The organism is Paenibacillus pasadenensis (assembly GCF_002864175.1).
GTDB lineage: Bacteria > Bacillota > Bacilli > Paenibacillales > Paenibacillaceae > Paenibacillus_O > Paenibacillus_O pasadenensis.
In genome coordinates, this window is sequence record NZ_NFEZ01000004.1 from 2102343 (window position 1) to 2120920 (window position 18578).

Annotated in this window: 22 protein-coding genes; 16 read left to right on the top strand and 6 right to left on the bottom strand. The window is 63.8% G+C overall.

Translation table 11 applies throughout. From position 1 onward, the window contains the following. Positions 1–5: 5 nt before the first annotated feature. On the bottom strand, positions 6–248 hold the full coding sequence (locus B8V81_RS25905) for a hypothetical protein (RefSeq protein WP_244912836.1): 243 nt from the start codon (positions 246–248) through the stop codon (positions 6–8). Here B8V81_RS25905 and B8V81_RS18520 point away from each other — a divergent pair. Next, positions 150–1124: a DUF294 nucleotidyltransferase-like domain-containing protein gene (locus tag B8V81_RS18520; RefSeq protein ID WP_228551842.1), complete on the top strand. Its 975-nt coding sequence runs from the start codon at positions 150–152 to the stop codon at positions 1122–1124. The two genes, B8V81_RS25905 and B8V81_RS18520, sit on opposite strands and share 99 nt — an antisense overlap. A 19-nt stretch (positions 1125–1143) precedes the next feature. Continuing rightward, entirely contained in the window at positions 1144–1878 is a 735-nt protein-coding gene (locus B8V81_RS18525) for an exonuclease domain-containing protein (RefSeq protein ID WP_028599516.1), read from the top strand. Here B8V81_RS18525 and B8V81_RS18530 read toward each other — a convergent pair. Further along, positions 1852–2322 (bottom strand): M67 family metallopeptidase, encoded by a 471-nt coding sequence (locus tag B8V81_RS18530; protein ID WP_043111526.1) that lies wholly within the window; start codon positions 2320–2322, stop codon positions 1852–1854. The genes B8V81_RS18525 and B8V81_RS18530 overlap by 27 nt on opposite strands. A 109-nt stretch (positions 2323–2431) precedes the next feature. On the opposite strand from B8V81_RS18530, the gene B8V81_RS18535 reads away from it, so the two are divergent. Further along, complete coding sequence (locus tag B8V81_RS18535; RefSeq protein WP_028599517.1) at positions 2432–2998, top strand: TlpA family protein disulfide reductase; 567 nt, start codon at positions 2432–2434, stop codon at positions 2996–2998. Between the two features lie 286 nt (positions 2999–3284). Here the strand turns inward: B8V81_RS18535 and cimA are convergent, their stop codons facing one another. Then, positions 3285–4904 (bottom strand): citramalate synthase, encoded by a 1620-nt coding sequence (gene cimA, locus B8V81_RS18540; protein ID WP_028599518.1) that lies wholly within the window; start codon positions 4902–4904, stop codon positions 3285–3287. Positions 4905–5098: 194 nt separating this feature from the next. Between cimA and B8V81_RS18545 the strand changes: the two genes are divergently transcribed. The 3 genes from B8V81_RS18545 (at position 5099) to B8V81_RS18555 (ending at position 8314) form a co-directional block, all read left to right on the top strand. Further along, entirely contained in the window at positions 5099–6382 is a 1284-nt protein-coding gene (locus tag B8V81_RS18545) for a DNA polymerase IV (RefSeq protein WP_028599519.1), read from the top strand. 86 nt (positions 6383–6468) lie between these two features. Further along, positions 6469–6705: a ferredoxin gene (locus B8V81_RS18550; RefSeq protein ID WP_028599520.1), complete on the top strand. Its 237-nt coding sequence runs from the start codon at positions 6469–6471 to the stop codon at positions 6703–6705. 133 nt (positions 6706–6838) lie between these two features. Continuing rightward, entirely contained in the window at positions 6839–8314 is a 1476-nt protein-coding gene (locus B8V81_RS18555) for a L,D-transpeptidase (protein ID WP_180968487.1), read from the top strand. A 17-nt stretch (positions 8315–8331) separates the two neighbouring features. Here B8V81_RS18555 and B8V81_RS25370 read toward each other — a convergent pair whose 3' ends face one another. Then, complete coding sequence (locus B8V81_RS25370; RefSeq protein ID WP_153783321.1) at positions 8332–8472, bottom strand: hypothetical protein; 141 nt, start codon at positions 8470–8472, stop codon at positions 8332–8334. A gap of 206 nt (positions 8473–8678) precedes the next feature. Here B8V81_RS25370 and B8V81_RS18560 point away from each other — a divergent pair, with 206 nt between their 5' ends. The 5 genes from B8V81_RS18560 (at position 8679) to B8V81_RS18575 (ending at position 12245) form a co-directional block, all read left to right on the top strand. Then, positions 8679–9776: a quinone-dependent dihydroorotate dehydrogenase gene (locus tag B8V81_RS18560; protein WP_028599521.1), complete on the top strand. Its 1098-nt coding sequence runs from the start codon at positions 8679–8681 to the stop codon at positions 9774–9776. 18 nt (positions 9777–9794) lie between these two features. Further along, positions 9795–10613, top strand: coding sequence for a GTP diphosphokinase (gene yjbM / locus B8V81_RS18565; RefSeq protein WP_028599522.1), 819 nt, complete (start codon positions 9795–9797; stop codon positions 10611–10613). A 99-nt stretch (positions 10614–10712) separates the two neighbouring features. Then, positions 10713–11513, top strand: a complete 801-nt coding sequence (locus B8V81_RS18570; RefSeq protein ID WP_028599523.1) for a pseudouridine synthase — start codon at positions 10713–10715, stop codon at positions 11511–11513. Between the two features lie 290 nt (positions 11514–11803). Next, positions 11804–11944 (top strand): hypothetical protein, encoded by a 141-nt coding sequence (locus B8V81_RS25375; protein WP_153783323.1) that lies wholly within the window; start codon positions 11804–11806, stop codon positions 11942–11944. Then, positions 11907–12245 carry a CD3324 family protein gene (locus B8V81_RS18575; protein ID WP_101808937.1) on the top strand — a complete coding sequence of 113 codons (339 nt, stop codon included), beginning with the start codon at positions 11907–11909 and terminating at the stop codon, positions 12243–12245. Before B8V81_RS25375 ends, B8V81_RS18575 begins: the two co-directional genes overlap by 38 nt. A 111-nt stretch (positions 12246–12356) precedes the next feature. On the opposite strand, the gene B8V81_RS24985 is transcribed toward B8V81_RS18575, so the two are convergent. Then, positions 12357–12455, bottom strand: coding sequence for a YjcZ family sporulation protein (locus B8V81_RS24985; protein ID WP_127464540.1), 99 nt, complete (start codon positions 12453–12455; stop codon positions 12357–12359). A gap of 130 nt (positions 12456–12585) precedes the next feature. Further along, positions 12586–14271, bottom strand: a complete 1686-nt coding sequence (locus B8V81_RS18580) for a DEAD/DEAH box helicase (protein ID WP_101808938.1) — start codon at positions 14269–14271, stop codon at positions 12586–12588. A gap of 222 nt (positions 14272–14493) precedes the next feature. Here B8V81_RS18580 and B8V81_RS18585 point away from each other — a divergent pair, with 222 nt between their 5' ends. From B8V81_RS18585 to B8V81_RS18605, 5 genes are all read left to right on the top strand, one after another. Beyond that, complete coding sequence (locus tag B8V81_RS18585; protein ID WP_028599525.1) at positions 14494–14703, top strand: YwbE family protein; 210 nt, start codon at positions 14494–14496, stop codon at positions 14701–14703. Between the two features lie 7 nt (positions 14704–14710). Further along, on the top strand, positions 14711–15022 hold the full coding sequence (locus tag B8V81_RS18590) for a hypothetical protein (protein WP_028599526.1): 312 nt from the start codon (positions 14711–14713) through the stop codon (positions 15020–15022). 152 nt (positions 15023–15174) lie between these two features. Further along, positions 15175–15780 carry a nitroreductase family protein gene (locus B8V81_RS18595; RefSeq protein ID WP_028599527.1) on the top strand — a complete coding sequence of 202 codons (606 nt, stop codon included), beginning with the start codon at positions 15175–15177 and terminating at the stop codon, positions 15778–15780. A gap of 176 nt (positions 15781–15956) precedes the next feature. After that, positions 15957–16973: an alpha/beta hydrolase gene (locus B8V81_RS18600; RefSeq protein ID WP_052333384.1), complete on the top strand. Its 1017-nt coding sequence runs from the start codon at positions 15957–15959 to the stop codon at positions 16971–16973. After that, positions 16961–18571, top strand: coding sequence for a helix-turn-helix domain-containing protein (locus B8V81_RS18605; protein ID WP_028599528.1), 1611 nt, complete (start codon positions 16961–16963; stop codon positions 18569–18571). The genes B8V81_RS18600 and B8V81_RS18605 overlap by 13 nt, the downstream gene beginning before the upstream one ends. The last annotated feature ends 7 nt before the right edge of the window (positions 18572–18578 follow it).

Genomic DNA, 18578 nt, shown 5'->3' on the forward strand with positions numbered 1-18578 from the left:
ATCTGCTACACTTCATCCAGAGCTTGGATCAGGCCAGAGGGGAGAGACGCCGCATGACAGACCCGGGTTGGCATCAGCTGCTTCACGGAATCGCCCGCGCGGAAGATTCCGCCAGCCTGCATCGCCTTCGCGAGCTTGTCCACGACCGGATGGTCGCCCGGCTGCCTCAGCAACAGACAGAACAATTCTATGCCGAGCTGAATGACGCGCACGACGCTATGATTCGTCGCGCCATTCAGCTCGCTCAAAGCGAATTGGCGCGGCTCGGGATGGGAACTCCCCCCGCGCCTTTTGCCTATTTGTTGTTCGGGAGCGGCGGGCGCAGGGAACAGACATTGCTCAGCGATCAGGACAGCGGCATCGTTTATGGCGATTCGCCGGATGGCGAAGGCCGAGAAGAAAGCCGCCGCTATTTTGCCGCCCTGTCGGACCAGGTCGTCCAGCTGCTGCTCGGGGCGGGCTATCCGCTCTGCGAGGGCAATGTGCTGAGCAGCAATTCGGAGTGGTGCCGCCCGCTTTCGAGCTGGCAGGAGCGGCTAGGGCGCTGGTTCGACGAGCCGGCGTGGGAGCCGGTGCGCTATTTGCTGATCGTGGCGGACAGCCGCTGCGTGTTCGGCGCTCCGGAGCTCCACGAGGAGCTCATGGCCTACTTTTATCGAGACGTCATCCAACAGCCCGTCATCGTGAAGCGAATGCTGGAAAATACGATGAAGCACAAGGTGCTGCTCAATGTGTTCGGCCAGCTCCTGCGGGAGCCGTACGGCGAAGACGCGGGCAGCCTCGACATCAAATACGGCGCCTACATCCCGATGGTCAATGCCATCCGCCTGCTGGCGATCGAGGCCAACCTGCGCGAGACGGGCACGCTGGAGAGAATCCGCGCGCTCGAGGAGCAGGGGCTCGTGCAGCGCTCTGAGGCGGCGGAGTGGATTCAGACGTTCCGCCTGTTCCTGCGGCTGCGGATGATGACGACCGAGCGCATCGAGAACGGCCGGTTCACGACCAACGGCAAGCTGAGCTCGCGCAAGCTGACGAAGGAGATGGCGGAGGAGCTGAAAAGCGGCCTCAAGGTCGGCAAGAAGCTGCAGCGGCGGGTGTACCGGCATACGATGAACAGGCTCTGACGGATGGAAAGGAGTCAACATGAAGGAAAGCAAAGGCGTCAGCCGAATGTGGCAGCTGTACAAGATGGGAGGCGTCACGCCGGCCCTCGCGTCCATGCTGGGAGCGCAGAACGCGCAGCAGATGGCCTTTATGCGCTCGGTCAACCGCGACCTGCGCAAGCAGTCTCTGCTCGATACGCCATTCGACGATCTGGAGACCGTCGTATTCGACTTGGAGACGACGGGCTTCTATCCGTACAACGGAGACGAGATCATCAGCTTCGGCGCGGTGCTGCTCAAGGGAGGGGAGCCGGTCGAGGGCAAGACGTTCTACAGCCTCGTCAACCCGAAGCGCAAAGTTCCCCTCCATATCACGGAGCTGACCGGCATTACGAGCGCAATGGGCGAGGACGCGCCGGAACTGGCCGACGTGCTGCATGATTTCATGGACTTCTGCGGGAAGCGCCTGCTCATCGCGCATGGGAGCGGGCATGACAAGCAGTTCCTGAACGCCGCCTTGTGGAGGACGTACAAATGCAATCTGACCCATCGCGTGCTCGACACGATGATGGTCGCCAAGTGGCTGCAGCCTGGACGGGAATCATACGGCCTCGACGAGCTGCTGGCCGAGGAGCGCATCCCGATCACGCGCCGCCACCACGCGCTGGAGGATTGCTTTATGCAGTCGCGGCTATGGCGGACGTACCTCGGGAGGATCCGCTCGCGCAACATCCATACGCTCGGCGACCTATACGCTTATTTGAGCCAGCACTGAGCGCCGGAGGCCTTCCGGTCCGGAGGCATAAGCGGCGATTTCCGGTTCGGCGGCGTTTTCCAGCGATACGATCCACATGCCAGGCCCTTCGGCGAGTCCGAAGGGCTCTTCGGCGCGCGGGGAGCCGGTCCAAAGCGCCGCGCGGCGGTCTTCTTCCGACGGGGCGGCAGGTCCTCGAGGATGGGAGTGATAAACGGCGATCAGGCGGAGGCCGGAGCGGACGAGGCGGTAATGCGCTTCGATCCATTCGGCGGGATCGAGCCGGTAGTGGCGCAGCGGATCGGGATGGCAGTTGCGGAGCGGCAAGATGCAGGTGACGATGCCGCAAGGGTCGTCGGCCGAAGCTGCGGCTAGGCCGCATGCCTCCTGCGGCGCTGCCTGACGGCAGCGGGCGACGAGCTGGCCGAACGCCGAGGCCGAGAGCAGGTAATCGGCATTTTTCATAGCGGGCGCTCCTTTGGGGGATCATGGAAGGGACGGCCTTGAGTCGGCCTCCTCATTCATGATACCATGTCGATGACAGGAAGACGGCAGTAGCGAAGGAAGGTAGAGCATGAAAAAGGGAATGACCGTGCTGATTCTGCTGGCCGCGGTGCTGGCCGGAGGCTGGATCTGGATGGACCGGGCGGACATGCCGCTCGGCGCAGGATTGTTCTCGGGCGGCCAAGACGCCAAGCCCAAGGAAGGCTACGATGCGCCCGCGTTCTCTCTCCCCGGGCTGGACGATAAGACCTATGCGGTCGGCGGCGCTCGCGAGAAGCCGGTGCTGGTCAATTTCTGGGCCTCCTGGTGCGGCCCGTGCGACGCCGAAGCGCCGGATTTGCAGGAGCTGTTCGAGAAGTACGGCGACCGGATCGATTTTTACGGCGTCAACTCGACGGACTACGACCGCGAGCGCGACGCGCGCGCCTTCGTCGACGAGAAGAAGCTGACGTTCCCGATTCCGATGGACCGGGACGGTGTGGCTACGAAGGCGTACAAGGTCAGCAACTTCCCGACCTCGCTGCTGATCGGAACGGACGGCAAGGTGAGGGAGCGCATTACCGGCGTCATCACGAAAAAGCAGTGGGAGCAGAAGCTGGACGATCTGCTCGCGCAGCCGCGGCAGCCCGGCGCCTGAAGCCGGACGGGCAGCCGGGACGGACGGGTGAATCGGACAGCCGGATTGGACAGCCGGATTGGACAGCCGGATTGGACAGCCGGGACGGACAGTCGAATCGGACAGCCGAATGGGACAGCCGGACGGGCAGCCGGGCGGACAGTCGGAACGGGCGCTGGATCGGACCGTGGCGAGACGCTCCCGCTCGGCGGCGCGGCGGTGCGATCGAACGGCCCCTCGGGGCTCGCAGGCGCGGACACAAAAAAGGCAGCTCCCCTTGTCGGGAGCTGCCTTTTGGCATATCGAATCAATGATTGACGACGCCGGTCCGCATGCGCAGGGCATCGTCGCCGGAGCCGCTCTCCAGGCGCGCCATGCCGAGCAAGGCATAGCGGATGCTGTCGAGCAGAGCCTCCCAGCTCGCCTCGATGACGTTGCCGGATACGCCGACCGTATTCCAGCTGCTGGACAGGTCGCTGGACTCGATGAGCACGCGCACCTTGGCCGCCGTCGCGTCCTTCTCGTCGAGCACGCGTACCTTGTAGTCGGCGAGATGGATGTCGTTGATGCGCGGATAGAACGGCAGCAGCGCCTTGCGCAAGGCGTTGTCGAGCGCGTTGACGGGGCCGTTGCCCTCGGCGGCGGTATAGACGGACTCCTGGCCGACCCGCAGCTTGACGATCGCTTCGGTGACCATGCCGTGCGAGGTCTTTTCGAGGAGGATCTTGAACGACTCGACGGCGAACACCTCGTCCAGGCCGCCGAAGGCGTCGCGCAGCAGCAGCTCGAGGCTGGCGTCGGCCGCCTCGAACTGGTAGCCCTGATGCTCGAGGTCCTTGATCCGCTCCATGATCGCGCGCGTATTGTCGTTGTTGCTCGTCACGTCGAGGCCCATCTCCTGCGCCTTGGAGATGACGTTGCTCTGGCCGGCTAGCTCGGAGACGAGGATCCGCTGCTTGTTGCCGACGAGATCCGGCTCGATATGCTCGTACGTCTTGGAATCCTTGAGGATGGCCGAGACGTGGATGCCGCCCTTGTGGGCAAAGGCGGCGTTGCCGACATACGGCTGGCCGACCGGCATGCTGACGTTGGCGATCTCGCTGATGTAGCGGGCCGTAGGCGTCAGCAGCCGCAGCCGCTCGCGGCCGATGGCCGAATAGCCGAGCTTGAGCTCGAGGCTCGGCAGGATCGAGCACAGGTTGGCGTTGCCGCAGCGCTCGCCGTAGCCGTTGATCGTGCCCTGCACCTGGGTCGCGCCGGCGGCGACGGCCGCGAGCGTGTTGGCGACGGCCAGCTCGCAGTCGTTATGCGTATGGATGCCGAGCGGGGCGTCGATCTCGGAGCGGACGCGGCTCACGATATCGGAGATCTCGCCGGGCATCGTGCCGCCGTTGGTGTCGCACATGACGAGCCAGTCGGCGCCGGCCTCGCGCGCGCGCCGCAGGACGGCGAGGGCATAGTCGGGATTGTGCTTGAAGCCGTCGAAAAAATGCTCCGCGTCAAAGATCGCCTCGAGGCCGCGCTGCTTGAGGAAGGCGATGGAGTCGAAGATCATGGACAGGTTCTCCTCCAGCGTCGTGCCGAGCGCCGTGTGCACGTGGAAGTCCCAGGACTTGCCGACGAGCGTGGCCGCCTGCACGCCGGACTCCGCGATCCGCAGCAGGCTCGCGTCCTGCTCGGCGACGCTGTGCTTGCGCCTCGTGCTGCCGAAGGCGGTGATCTTGGCGTTCAGGCCTAGCTTCTGCACGCGCTGGAAAAACTCGATGTCCTTGCTGTTGCTGCCCGGGTTGCCGCCTTCGATATAATGGACCCCAAGCTCATCCAGCTTGAGGGCGATCTTGAGCTTGTCGTCGGCGGAGAGGCTGATGCCCTCGCCTTGGGTGCCGTCCCGTAAGGTCGTGTCGAAGATGGAGATGGCTTGGCTCATAGACGAACGAATCCCCCTTTGATGTGTTGCCGCATTCATGCGCAGAAGTATTGGGTGAAAGATTACTTTATTATAACACCGCGGCTGCGCAGGATAGAAGAGAAAGTGCAATTTTTCCTCGCGGTTGACCCTCGGGAAGGGCGGGGGTATGCTTCTAGTACAAGGACGAGGACTGCGGAAAAGGAGGCGCTCTCATGGAGAAGCGGGAAGAGGGCCGGGAGGCGCGGAAGGGACGGGTCGTCCTGCATCTGGACATGAACGCCTTCTACTGCTCGGTCCACGAGGCCGAGGAGCCGGAAAAATACGCCGGCAAGCCGACGGCGGTAGCGGGCAGCGTGGAGCTGCGCAAAGGCATCATCGTCACCTGCTCGTATCCGGCCCGCGCCAAAGGCGTGCGCACCGGCATGACCGTCCGCCAGGGACTGCAGCTCTGTCCCGAGCTGATGCTGATCCGGCCGGACTTCGACCTGTACCGGCGCTATTCCCAAGGCTTCCGGCAGATCGCCGCCTCCTATACGCCGATCATGGAGACGGTGTCGATCGACGAATGCTACCTGGACATCACCGGCTCGTCGCTGTTCGGGTCCCCGCTCGAGATCGCGGAGACGATCCAGCGCCGCATCCGGCTCGAGTGGTCGCTGCCGTGCTCGGTCGGCATCGGCCCGAACAAGCTGCTCGCCAAGATGGCGTCGGACATGAAGAAGCCGTCGGGCCTGACGGTGCTGCGCATCCGCGACGTGCCGCGGCTGCTCTGGGACAAGCCGTGCGACCAGCTGTTCGGCATCGGGCGCAAGACGGCCGACAAGCTGCGCAAGCTGAACATCCGCACGATCGGCCAGCTCGCGGCGGCGGACGAGACGCTGCTGCTGTCGCAGTTCGGCGTGTACGGGCCGCATATGAAGGAGGCCGCGAACGGCATCGACCGCTCGCCTGTGCGCGAGACGAAGGAAGCGAGCAAGTCGGTCGGCCATACGACGACGCTGCCCGCCAACGTCTCCGCCCGGCCGGAGATCCACCGCGTGCTGCTCAATCTCGCCGACCAGACAGCGCGCCGCATGCGCCGCAAGGGCTTCGTCGCCGGCTGCGTGCAGATTACGGTGCGGCTGCCGGACATGACGACCTATACGCGCTCCCGCACGCTGGACAAGCCGCTCGAGGACGCGGCGAGCATCCATCGCGAAGCCTGCCGCCTGTTCGACGAGCATTGGCCGCGGCCGGAGCCGGTGCGGCTGCTCGGCATTACGCTCCAGAGCCTGCAGCCCAAGGACAGCGCGGCGGTGCAGCTCGATCTGTTCGAATACGAGCAGGAGCCTCGGCGGGAGGCGCTGACCAAGGCGATGGACGCGCTGCGCGACAAGTTCGGAGAGAGCGCCGTGCTGACGGCGGGCATGCTCGGAGAGGATCCGTCGGCGCTCATCCGCAACCGCAAGCTGCGCGGCACCTCCTTGCAAATCGATGAGGATTTTGTTATAAATTGATGTGTACAGACAGGCTGATAACGGGTAAGAATACTCTTATCCGATTATAAGGGCCACAGGCTTCATTTATTGGAGGAGGGAACACCATGGGCAAATATACATGGGTCGATAAAGACACCTGCATCGCATGCGGAGCATGCGGCGCGACGGCCCCTGATATTTACGATTACGATGACGAGGGTCTCGCCGAGACGATCTACGAAGGCGACGGCAACACGGGAACGAAGATCATTCCGGACGATCTGTTCGACGATCTGCAGGACGCGTGCGACGGCTGTCCGACCGACTCCATCAAGATCGCCGACGAACCGTTCAACCTGTAAATCATCGCTCTCATGCCGCCTGCCCGGATACCCGGGCAGGCTTTTTCGCGGTTCGGGACCGCGGCCTCATGGAGACGGCGCGTCGAATTGCCGATAGTACCTCTTGAAGGGCGCACGGAAGGAGCGGATGCGGGTGGACGACAAGGAACGAGGCGGAAGCGGAGGCGGGCCGCAGGAAGGGGAGACCGCCGCGCGGCAGCGGCTGGAGGAGCTCAAGCGCTATCTGGCCTCCAATCCATCGAACCGGATGGCTTGGTTTTTGCTGGGCAAGACCTACGCCTCGCTGGGCAAGGAAGGAAAGGCCAATTACTGCTATCTGCGATCGGGTCCGATCTACGAGGCGTATGAGAACGAGCCTCATCCGTTCGAAAATTTGGCCGCCGAGGACTGGCTGGACCGCTGGAACGAGCCGCGGCGCGGGGGCGTCGCCAGAACGGCGCTGCGCGCAGCCATCCTGATCGCGGCCGGCCTGGCGCTGCTTCCGGCGGCGTCCTGGGCGCCGGGAACGGCGCTGCCGGCGACGGTCGACAAGCCCGGCGGACAGCCGGCTGCCGTCTCCAAGCCGGCGCAGCGCGACGGGGAGGGGAGCGGCATCGGTATCGTATGGGTCGACGGACGGAGCTTTCCGGAGGGCGCGGCTGCCGCCGTCGACGCCTTGTCGCGAGCCGGTGGAGAGGATCGGGCGGTCGCGGCGACGCTGCCGGAGGCGGGCTCGCATTATCGCTGGCGATCGGAAGCGGCGGGAGCGGCGCTGGCCAGCCGCGCGTCTGGCGGGGACTACCTCGTGCGGGAGCCGGCCGGCCGGGAAGAATGCGGCTGCGAGAGCGGACTGTCGGCGGAAGCCGACGAAGCCGTCCGCTCCGAGAAGGCGCTGCAGGAGCAGCGCTGGTCCGTCGTGAGCGGCATCCGGAGCTTCGAGCGGCGATACGGCAAATGGCCGGCCCGCCTGGAGGACCTGCTGCGTCCTTACCCGGACAATATCCTCGCCGGCCGCGCAGACGGCATGGAGGAGCGGTTCGACGGCTGGCTGAAGGAAGCGAAGCAGCCGGCCGAGCCCGCTGCCGCCGGAGCGGCCGGAGGGGCGCCTGGCGGGGCGGCGGCCGGACAGGCGACGGGCGGAGCTTCGGCCGGCCGCGGGCGTCTGGCTGCGGCGATGGCAGAAAGCTTCCGCATCGTCGTCGATACGAAGGCCCGCCGGCTCGCCGTCTTCAGCGGCCCTGTCGCGGTGCGCGTCTATGCGGCCGGGCTTGGGGGCGAGCGGACGCCGCTCGGCCGCTTCGAGATCAGCGAGAAGGTCCGCAATCCGAATGGAAGCTCGACCGGCAGCTTCGGCAGCCGCGGCATGACGCTGTCCGACACGCGCTATGCGATCCACGGAACCGACGAGCCGGACTCGATCGGCAAGGACGAGTCCCTCGGCTGCGTGCGGCTCGGGCGGGACGATGTGGAGGAGCTGTACGACCTGGTGCCGATCGGCACTCCGGTCACGATTCAGGAGGGCGGCTTGGAGCGGCTGCAGCCGGAATCCGGACAGCCGAAAAAGAGCCGCTACCGGGTCGAACCCGCGGCTCTCGAGGAGAATCCGGGCAAGCGGTACGACTGGCTGTAAGCCCGTCGTCCGAGCGCTTAGGAATATACGATCAGCAGCACGATCATCGCGACCGCGACGACGCCGAATACAGCCGAAAAGACCGCGATCGCCTTGCGGTTCGGCTGCTCCTTTTGAACCTGCTTCATCGCCGGAGGCTTCCGTTTTGCAGCGCTCATCGTGTTCATCCCCTTTCCGATCAGCCGGCACCGCCGTCTGTCTTCCTATTGTAATCGCTTGCGCGCCGGACGGGCAATAGCCCCTGTCCGAGATAGCGGAAGTTGCCGGCTGCAAGCGCTCGCTTTCGCAGCCGCTCTTTCCTTTTGAGGCGGAACGCGATAAACTGAAGGGCAGAGCATTTTCTGTAGGAACGGGAGTGAAGGGGTTGCTGTATCAATCTTTTCTGAAGCCGGTGTTCTTCCGCATGGACCCGGAAAAAGCCCATCATCTGGTCATCGACGGGCTGCATCAAGCATCGCGCGTGCCGGGCATGGCCGCGATGCTGGAGAGCTTGTACGGCGTGCCTGATCAGCCCGAGCTGCGCATGGAGCTGTTCGGCCTGGACTTCCGCCATCCGGTCGGCCTCGCCGCCGGACTGGACAAGAACGCGAAGTCCGTCGCCGGATTTTCCAGCATCGGATTCGGCTTCATGGAGGTAGGCACGGTGACGCCGCTCGCCCAGCCGGGCAACGAGCTGCCGAGGCTGTTCCGGCTCCCCTCCGACGAGGCGCTGATCAACCGGATGGGCTTCAACAACGACGGGGCGGACGCGATGGCCGGACGGCTCGCGGCGCTGGGGCGGCGCACGGTGCCCGTCTGGGTCAATATCGGCAAGAACAAGACGACGCCGAACGAGCTTGCCCACGAAGACTACATAACCTGCATCCGCAAGCTGCATGAGCATGCCGACCTGTTCGTCGTCAACATCAGCTCGCCCAATACGCCGGATCTGCGCGCGCTGCAGCACGGCGACGAGCTGCGCACGCTGCTCGCGGCGGTCACGTCGGAGATCGCCTCCCAGGCGTCCCGATCCGGCTCGCGGCCGAAGCCGGTGCTCGTCAAGATCGCCCCGGACATGACCGGCGACCAGCTCGCGCTGACGGCGGAGACGATCGCGGCGAGCGGCGTCAGCGGCATCATCGCCACCAATACGACGCTGAGCCGCGACGGGCTCGGCCATGCGAGCCGGAGCGAGGCCGGCGGCCTCAGCGGCAAGCCGCTGCGGGAGCGCTCGACGGAGGTCGTCTCCGAGCTCTACCGGATGACCGGCGGCAGGCTGCCGATCGTCGGCTCGGGGGGCATCTTCACGGCGGAGGATGCGTACGCCAAGATCAAGGCCGGAGCGTCGCTCGTGGAGATCTACACCTCCATGATCTATCGCGGTCCTGGCATCGTTAAGGACATCGCGGCTGGACTCGGCGCGCTGCTGCGCCGGGACGGCTATCGCTCGATCAAGGAGGCTATCGGCGCCGATCATCAATGACAGACAGGAGGCGGACGGATGGACGGCCGGGATTGGAATCTTTTTTTGCAGCCTTATGAACAGGCAGTCGAGGAAATGAAGGTCAAATTCAAAACGCTCCGTTCGGAATTGAAAGCCCGGGAGTCCTACGCTCCCATCGAATTCGTCACCGGCAGGGTGAAGAAGATCTCCAGCATCCTCGACAAGGCGCGCAGGCTGAACGTGCCGATGGAGCAGCTGGAGACCGGCATCGAGGACATCGCCGGCATCCGCATCATGTGCCAGTTCGTCGACGACATCACGCGGGTCGCCGCGATCGTCCGCTCGAGGCAGGATCTGAAGCTCGTCTACGAGAAGGACTACGTGACGAACTACAAGGACAGCGGCTACCGCAGCTATCATATGATCGTGGAATATCCCGTGCAGACGGCGCTCGGATTCAAGAAGGTGCTGGCGGAGATCCAGATCCGCACGCTGGCGATGAATTTCTGGGCGACGATCGAGCACTCGCTCAATTACAAGTTCAAGGAGAGCCTGCCCGATGACGTGAAGCTGCGCCTGCGCAAGGCGGCGGAGGCGGCGTTCAACCTCGACAACGAGATGTCGAGCATCCGCAGCGAGATTCTTGATGCGCAGATCGGCTTCGAGGAAGGCTCGAATATCGTCAACAAGGTGCTGAGCGACATCCAGGACCTGTATTTCTACCGCAAGGTGCGGGAGGCGGTCCAGTTCCAGCTCAAGTTCAACGAGCTGTGGGAGCAGGGCGACACGTTCGGCCTCAAGCAGCTGTCGGGCGAGATCCAGTCGTCGCTGCACAAGGCGCGCAAAAGCCCGCCGCAGGCCGACGAGCTCGAATAAGCCGCGCCGATCGCGCGGCCTGCAAGAAAAAGATCGCTGGCGGAGCCGCACGAGGCTCCGCTTTCTTTTGGCGGGAAACGAGAAGAAGGAGGGAGCGCCATGAGCCGAAGAATCAGGCTGGACAAGCTGCTGTCGAGCATGGGGCATGGATCGCGGGCTGAGATCAAGCGGATCGTCAAGGCCGGCCGGGTCGCCGTCGACGGACGGACCGAGAAGGACAGCGGCAGGGTCCTCGATCCGGAGCAGGAGAAGGTGGAGCTGGACGGGCAGGCGGTCCTGTTCCGCGACAAGATCTATCTGATGCTGCACAAGCCGCCAGGCGTCATCTCGGCGACGGAGGACGGGCGCGAGCGCACGGTGATCGACCTGCTCGCGCCGGAGGATCGGGTGCTGGAGCCGTTCCCGGTCGGCCGTCTGGACAAGGATACGGTCGGGCTGCTGCTGCTTACGAACGACGGCCAGCTCGCTCATGAGCTGCTCGCCCCGCGCAAGCATGTGCCCAAGACGTACGAGGCGCTCGTGCGGTCGGCCGAGCCGGTCGGAGAGCGCGAGGCGGAGCTGTTTCGCAGCGGGATCGAGCTGGACGACGGCTATGTGACGATGCCGGCCGAGCTGGAGACGCTCGGCTGCAAGGAAGCGGGCGCGGACGATCCCGGAGAGGAGACGGACGGCGGCGCGCTGTCGTCCGTCCGGCTGACGATCCGCGAGGGCAAGTTCCATCAGGTGAAGCGCATGTTCCAGGCCGCGGGGGGCCGGGTCGTCCATCTCAAGCGGGTCTCGATGGGACCGCTCGTCCTCGACGATCGGCTGCCGATCGGGACGTACCGGGAGCTGACCGAGGCGGAGCTCGCCTCGCTGCAGCCGGACGCGTTGAAGGCGTATCGGGAGAACCTGCGGTAAAAAACAGCTATAGCCAAGTTGTTTCTTGCCGAAGCCTGGCAAGGTATGGCTTAATATAGATGTCGGGCCGACACATCCTCTACTGGAAGGAGGCTGATAGAAATGGATCAGGCATACGAGGTGGTCTCCGCCTAACGGCGGAGACCCGTGCCAGAAGGGAGGCCGATGGCCTCCCTTCGTTTTTTTTTTCGGTCCAGCAGGAAATCTGTCGTTCGCAAACGAATACAATTGGAATGGCGATATCGCCACCCCCCATCGCAGGGGCAAATTTCGAAAGGAGGAAGCACAAAATGAACAATCAAATCGTTCGTGTTGCTGCAAACGCAAAAGGCATTGTTGCCGAAAGCCGCCGTCTGGTCGTAAAGGGTCATGCAATCGAGGAGGTAGGAAACCTTGAACTACAAAAATGGAAAAGACGTGCTTCCCCCTAGCCTGCTGAAAGAGCTGCAGAAATACATCAACGGGGAATTGATCTACATCCCGAAGCAGCAGGAGCGCCGCGCCGCATGGGGCGAGCTGAGCGGATCGCGCAAGCTCATCCAGCGCCGCAACGAAGACATCTACCGCTGCTATCTGAAGGGATTGTCGCTGGCTGATCTGGAGCAGAAGTTCCACCTCTCCATCGAAAGTCTGCGTAAGATCGTCGTCAAAATGCGCGCTGCAGGCGTCCGCCTGGAGACAGCCGCCGGAGCGCCTGTCATCCGCCATGAAGGCAGCGGCGTCCACTCCTGATGCGCCCGCCGGCACGGCGGCTCGCGGAGCAGCGCACCGAACCGAACTCAAGCTTAACCGCAAAGAACCCGCCTTTCCGGAGAAAGGCGGGTTCTTTGCGTCTATGCGAGCCTACAGCAGGAAAACTTGGGAAACGATAACGAGCAGAATGAACAGCACGAGGATCGTGGCTGTGCTGGTGTAGCCTCCACCAAAGCCTGCGACGGACATGTGATTCCCTCCTCTGGCCAAGCGGCAGCCTTCGAGCTGCTTTGTACTCCAGTCTATGCCCGCCCGCCTGATTGGTCCGGGGCAAGCGCCCGGATATCCGGAAAATAGGCTTGGCACAGAGGAAGGGCCGTTACCGTCCGCGTCGTCCCTGACCGCCGCCAGAGCGGCTTCCCGGAGACGGCTTGCCGCTGCGTCCGCCCGCCTTGGCGCCCGGACGAGGCGAGGCGGAGCGTCCGCCGCCGGAAGCGGGCTTGGAGGCGCGGGAGAAGCCAGCGGAGCGCGAGCCGCCGGGAGCGGGCTTGCCGCTGCGCGCGCCGCCAGCCGAGCGGGCGGAGGATCCGCGTCCTGCGGCAGCGGAGGCGCCGCGGGCGCTGCCGCCGCTGCGTGCGCCGCCGCGCGGCTCGTCGCTCCAGCTCGCGACGCGAGCTTCCGGCCTGGCGCCGGCAGCGCCGCCGCGTGCGGAGGCGCTGCGCGCCGGGCCGCGAGCCTCGTCGCGGCGGTCGGAGCCGCCGGAGCGAGCGGAGCCGCCCGGGCGGGAGGAGCTGCCGCGGCCGAATCCGGCCGCGCCGCCTTTGCGGCCAGCGCCGGCAGGACGGGAGCCGCCGGAACGCGCGCCGCCGCGGGACGAGGCCTCGCCCGTCCGCCGCGGGCGGGCTTCCGCAGGCTCGTCCTGTGCTGCAGCCGCGCCTTGGCCGACGCCGTATTTGGAGCCGGGCACATGCTTCAGCTTGGCGCGGATCTTCTGCTCGATCGTCTCGAGGCTCGTGCGGTCGCGCGGCGTCGCGAACGTGATCGCGATGCCGGACTCGCCGGCGCGGCCGGTGCGGCCGATGCGGTGGATATACGTATCGCCGTCGGACGGAGCGTCATAGTTGAACACATGCGTGACGCCCTCGACGTCGAGGCCGCGCGCGGCGACGTCGGTCGCGACGAGCACCTGCAGCTTGGCGTTGCGGAACCGCTTCATGACCGTCTCGCGCTTGGCCTGCGTCAGATCGCCGTGCAGCTCGTCCGCCGGGACGCCGGCTTCCTGCAGCGCTTCGGTCAGCTTCTTGGCGCGCAGCTTGGTGCGGCAGAAGACGACGGCCAGGTAAGGGTTCTCCGCGTCGAGCAGAGCCAGCAGCAGCGGCTGCTTGTTCCGGTCCGTCGTGTCGACGACCCGCTGCTCGATCGCGTCGAGCGTGACGGCCGCGCTGCGGATGCGGATGTCTTCCGGGTCGTCCATGTAGCGGGCGGCGAGCTGCTTGACCGGACCCGGCATCGTGGCCGAGAACAGCATCGTCTGGCGCTTGAGCGAGCATTGGTCGATGATCGCCTGAACCTCTTGCAGGAAGCCCATATGCAGCATCTGATCGGCCTCGTCCAGCACGAGCATGCGGATCGAGCTCAGCGTCACGGTCTCGCGGCGCAGATGGTCGAGCAGGCGGCCGGGCGTCGCGATGACGACATGAGGCGGATTTTTCAGCTTGCGGATCTGCGACTCGACGTCCTGGCCGCCATAGGCGGCAAGCACGGATACGCCGAGCGCGGGCGCGAGCTTGGCCAGCTCGCCGCTGATCTGGATCGCCAGCTCGCGCGTCGGCGTCAGGATGAGCGCTTGGGTATAGCTTTTATTGGAATGGATGCCCTCCAGGATCGGAAGCGCGAACGCCAGCGTCTTGCCGGTGCCCGTCTGCGCCTGCACGATGGCGTCCTTGCCCTTGAGAAGCACGGGAATGGCCGTCTCCTGGACCGGAGTCGGATCCAGGATGCCCTCCTGGTGAAGAAGGCCGACAAGCTCCTCCCGGATGCCGAGGGCGTTAAAAGGGGATGACATAAGTTGAGATTCCTCATTTCTGGATAAGTGCAGCGCGGCAGAAGAACCGGCGTCTGCTTATTCCTTCAGTATAACACGCCGCCGCGGCGGGATGCACATGGCAAAAGAGCCGAACGGACGGATTTTGCCAAGCGGAGGACGTCTGTGATACTCTTTGTCGCATGAGACCCGACCGGAAGGCGGGGAACCGACTAGGCAAGGACAAGGGAGAGAAGAAGGCATATGGCCATTCAAAAACGAATCGACATCCGCGCGGGACTGACCGTCGACATCGTGCTCAAGCAGGATCAGCGATCCGGCAAGCTGACGCGCGGCATCGTCAAGGACATCCTCACGAACTCGCCGACGCATCCGCACGGCATCAAGGTCCGGCTGCAGGACGGACAGGTCGGCCGCGTCAAGGCCATCGTGGCCTACACCGGGGAGCTGTAGCGGGCGGATGGCCTTCGGCATCGGCAGAGGAGAGCTGCTCGCCTGGAAGCAGGCGGTCGCCCGCGGCGACATCGCGCTGCTGACGCATTTCTGGATGGACGAGCGCTTCCCGGGCATGACCAGCGTCACCAAGGTCGGCTGCAGCGACCTCGGCAAGCTGGAGCGGTGGTGCCGGAGCCATGGCTTCGAGCCGCGCTACATCCACCGCCGCAGCGAATACCCGCATCTGGACCTGTTCGGCGTCCATCAGGAGCGGATCTTGACGGAAATGGGCTTGACGGAGCAGCTGAGCCGGTTCAAAATCGGCCGCTCGGGGTAAACTTGTGCAGTCGCCGACCTCGTCCGGACCGGCCTCGGAATCGGACTTGCGGGCGAGCGAAACTTGACGATTGCCTTGATTTCCCTTTTAAGTTACAATAGAAAAGTAGGTAACTTAATTCGTGGATAATTCAACTCAATGGAGGGATTCCGATGTCTTCGCAAGCATTCCTGGACGCCATCAAAAACCGCCGTTCCCTGTACGCCATCAGCAAAGAGAAAGTCGTGCCGGTCGACAAGGTGCAGTCGATCATCGAGGAAGCCGTCAAGCATACGCCGTCGGCGTTCAACTCGCAGAGCGCACGCGTCGTCGTCCTGTTCGACGAGCAATCGGACAAGCTCTGGGACTTCACGCTCGAGACGCTGCGCGTCGTGACGGGCGGCGGCGAGGGCTTCAGCTCCACCGAGGAGAAGATGGCCGCGTTCAAGGCCGGCTACGGCACGGTGCTGTTCTTCGAGGACGAGCATGTCGTGCGCAGCCTGCAGGAGCAGTTCGTCGCTTATCAGGACAACTTCCCGAAATGGAGCGCTCATTCCAACGGCATGCTGCAGCTCGTCATCTGGACGGCGCTGGAGGCGGAAGGCCTCGGCGCGACGCTGCAGCACTACAACCCGCTCATCGACGAGCAGGTGCAAAAGGAGTTCAACGTGCCGGAGAGCTGGAAGCTGATCGCCCAGATGCCGTTCGGCAAGCCGGTCGCTCCGGCCGGCGAAAAGCAGTTCTCGCCGATCGAGGAGCGCGTCAAAGTATTCAAATAAGCAGCCGATCGACCCCGGCCAGCCGCGCTCATGAGCGCGGCTGGCCTTTTTGCGCAGCTCGTATCATCCGCGCCGTCCGATTGGTATAATACGGACATAGTAGCCGGAAGCGTGTCCGGCGCGATCATCGAGAACGACGACAAGCCAGAAACTCAGGAAAGAGGACTGAACCGGACATGACGCAAGGTTTCATCTGGATTGCCGCCGCTGCCGGCGCGCTCGCCGCGCTGCTGATCGCGGCCAGCATTTATTTCTACCGCATGGCGATCCATCGTTCGCCGAAGACGTATCTGGAGGGCGACCCCGATCTGCCGCAGCTGCCGGAGCCGAAGGCCGGGGAAGGCAGCGCCGCCGACCATCAGGCATGGCTGCGCGGGCGCGCGCCGGAGGAGGCCGAGCTGCTCTCGCCGGACGGCCTGAAGCTGCGCGCTTACTGGCTGCCGGCGCCGGGCGGAAGCGCGCGGACGGCGATTCTCGCGCATGGCTATTCCGGCGAGGCCAAGCAGATGGCGGGCTTCGCCCGCTTTTACGCCGAGCAGCTCGGCTGGAACGTGCTGCTGCCGGACGCGCGCGGACATGGCCGCAGCGGCGGCGGCTACATCGGTTTCGGCTGGCCGGAGCGCAAGGATTACCTGGGATGGATCGACTGGGCGCTCGCCCGCACCGGCAGCGACGCGGAGATCGTGCTGCACGGCATCTCGATGGGCGGAGCGACCGTCTGCATGACGGCGGGCGAGGCGCTGCCGCCGCAGGTGAAGGCAATCGTCGCCGACTGCCCGTACACGTCGGTCAAGGACGAGCTGACGTTCCAGCTGAAGCGCATGTACAAGCTGCCGCCGTTCCCGTTCCTGCCGCTGACGAGCGCGCTGACCAAGCTGCTGGCGGGCTACTCGTTCGGCGAGGCGTCGGCGCTGAAGCAGGTTCGGCAGGCCAAGGTCCCGATGCTGTTCATCCATGGGGGAGCCGACACGTTCGTTCCGACCTGGATGGGCGTCAAGCTGCACGAGGCCTGCCCGCAGCCCAAGGAGCTGCTCGTCGTGCCGGGCGCAGAGCATGGCGCGGCGCGGCAAAAAGCGCCGGTGCAGTACGACGCGGCGGTGCGGGCGTTTCTGGAGCGGTGGCTCGCTCCGGATCCGCTTTCGTCGATTACGGCCATGGAGCCCGTCAGAGGTGACTTGTTATGTACAACCTGATGATCGTCGATGACGAGCTGCTGATGCGGATCGGCATCCGGAACATGATCCAGTGGGAAGAGCACGGCTTTCGCATCGTCGGCGAAGCCGCCAACGGCAAGGAGGGGCTGGAGGTCGCCTTGGCGGCCTCGCCGGATCTGATCATCACCGACATCAAAATGCCGGTCATGGACGGTCTTCAATTCATCCGGGAAGTATTGAAGCAGCGAAAGAAATGCCAGTTCATCGTGCTCAGCAATCTCGATGAGCTTCAATACGTCAAGGAAGCGCTCAAGCTGCATGTGGCCGATTATTTGATCAAAAGCGAGCTTACCTCTGCCGCGCTCATGGAGCTGCTCGCCTCCATCCGCGAGCAGCTTCAGCTTGAATCCGGACAACCGGCGAGCGCCGACCATCCGTACGACGGCTCCAGCAGCATCAGCCATAGGAAGGCCGAGTTTTTCAAGGATCTCATCAGCGGCTTCATGACCGAAAGCGAAGCCGATGCGCGGGCGGCGGACCTGCACATTCGCGTCAAGCCGGCGGATCTGATCGCGCTGACGTTGAAAGTGAATCATTTCGAAGCGATCAAAAGGAAATACGTCGAGAAAGACGAAAAGCTGCTCCGATTTTCAATCTTGAACATTCTAGAGGAAATCATCCCGTCCAAATGGGAAAAAGAAATCGTCGTCCTGAGCTCCTCGGAATATTTGATCGTCGTCAACAAGCTGGAGGGAAGCTCGTCGGCACGTCCGGACATCGAAAAGCTGTGCGCGAAAATAATCGCTTCTCTGAAGGATTTCACCAACCTCAGCGTGTCGGTCGGGGCGAGCGCGCCGGCGAGCGGCTTCAGCTCCGTCAAATCGGCGTACAAGCAGGCGGAACAAGCGCTCGGCGCTCGCTTTTTCGCCTCTGGACCGGCGACCTTCTTTTATGACGACAAGGCGGAGGAGCCGCCGCGCAAAGCAGCGAACCCCAAAATCAGCTCGGAGGAAGAGCAGCTGTTCTTCGCCATGCTGAGCTCCGCGGACAAGGAGCAGGCCGGTCGGTTTTTTGCCGGCCTCCGCTCGAAGCTGGATCAGCAGCGGCTCGACGAGAGCAGCATCCGGCTGTTCTACATCCTGCTGCTGGAGAAGATGAATGCCTATTTGTCGCTGGCCGGCAAAAGACCGTTGAGCTCCTTCAACGGGCTGTCGCCTTATGAAAACGTTCTAAAAGGGGACAGCTGGGAAGACGTCCATCACGGACTGCTGGACTATGTGTCCTGCTGCTTCGACCAGGAGGGCCGCGTTGTCGAGGAAAGCACGTATACGGGGATGGCTGTCGACCTGATCCATACCTATTTCGCGGAAGCGATCTCCCTTCAAAGCGTAGCCAGCCAAATCAATGTCAGCCCTTCCTATTTGAGCCGGATCTTCAAGCAGGAAAAAGGGGTCAATTTCGTCTCCTACCTGACCGAGGTGCGCTTGGAGAAGGCGAAAATCTATTTGCGGAGCGGAAAGCTGAAGGTATACGCCGTCGCCGAGATGGTAGGCTACCCGAACTACACGTATTTCAGCAAAATATTCAAAAAGCATGTCGGCGTCACGCCGGAGGAATATCGGGAACAAATCCATTGAATTCGAG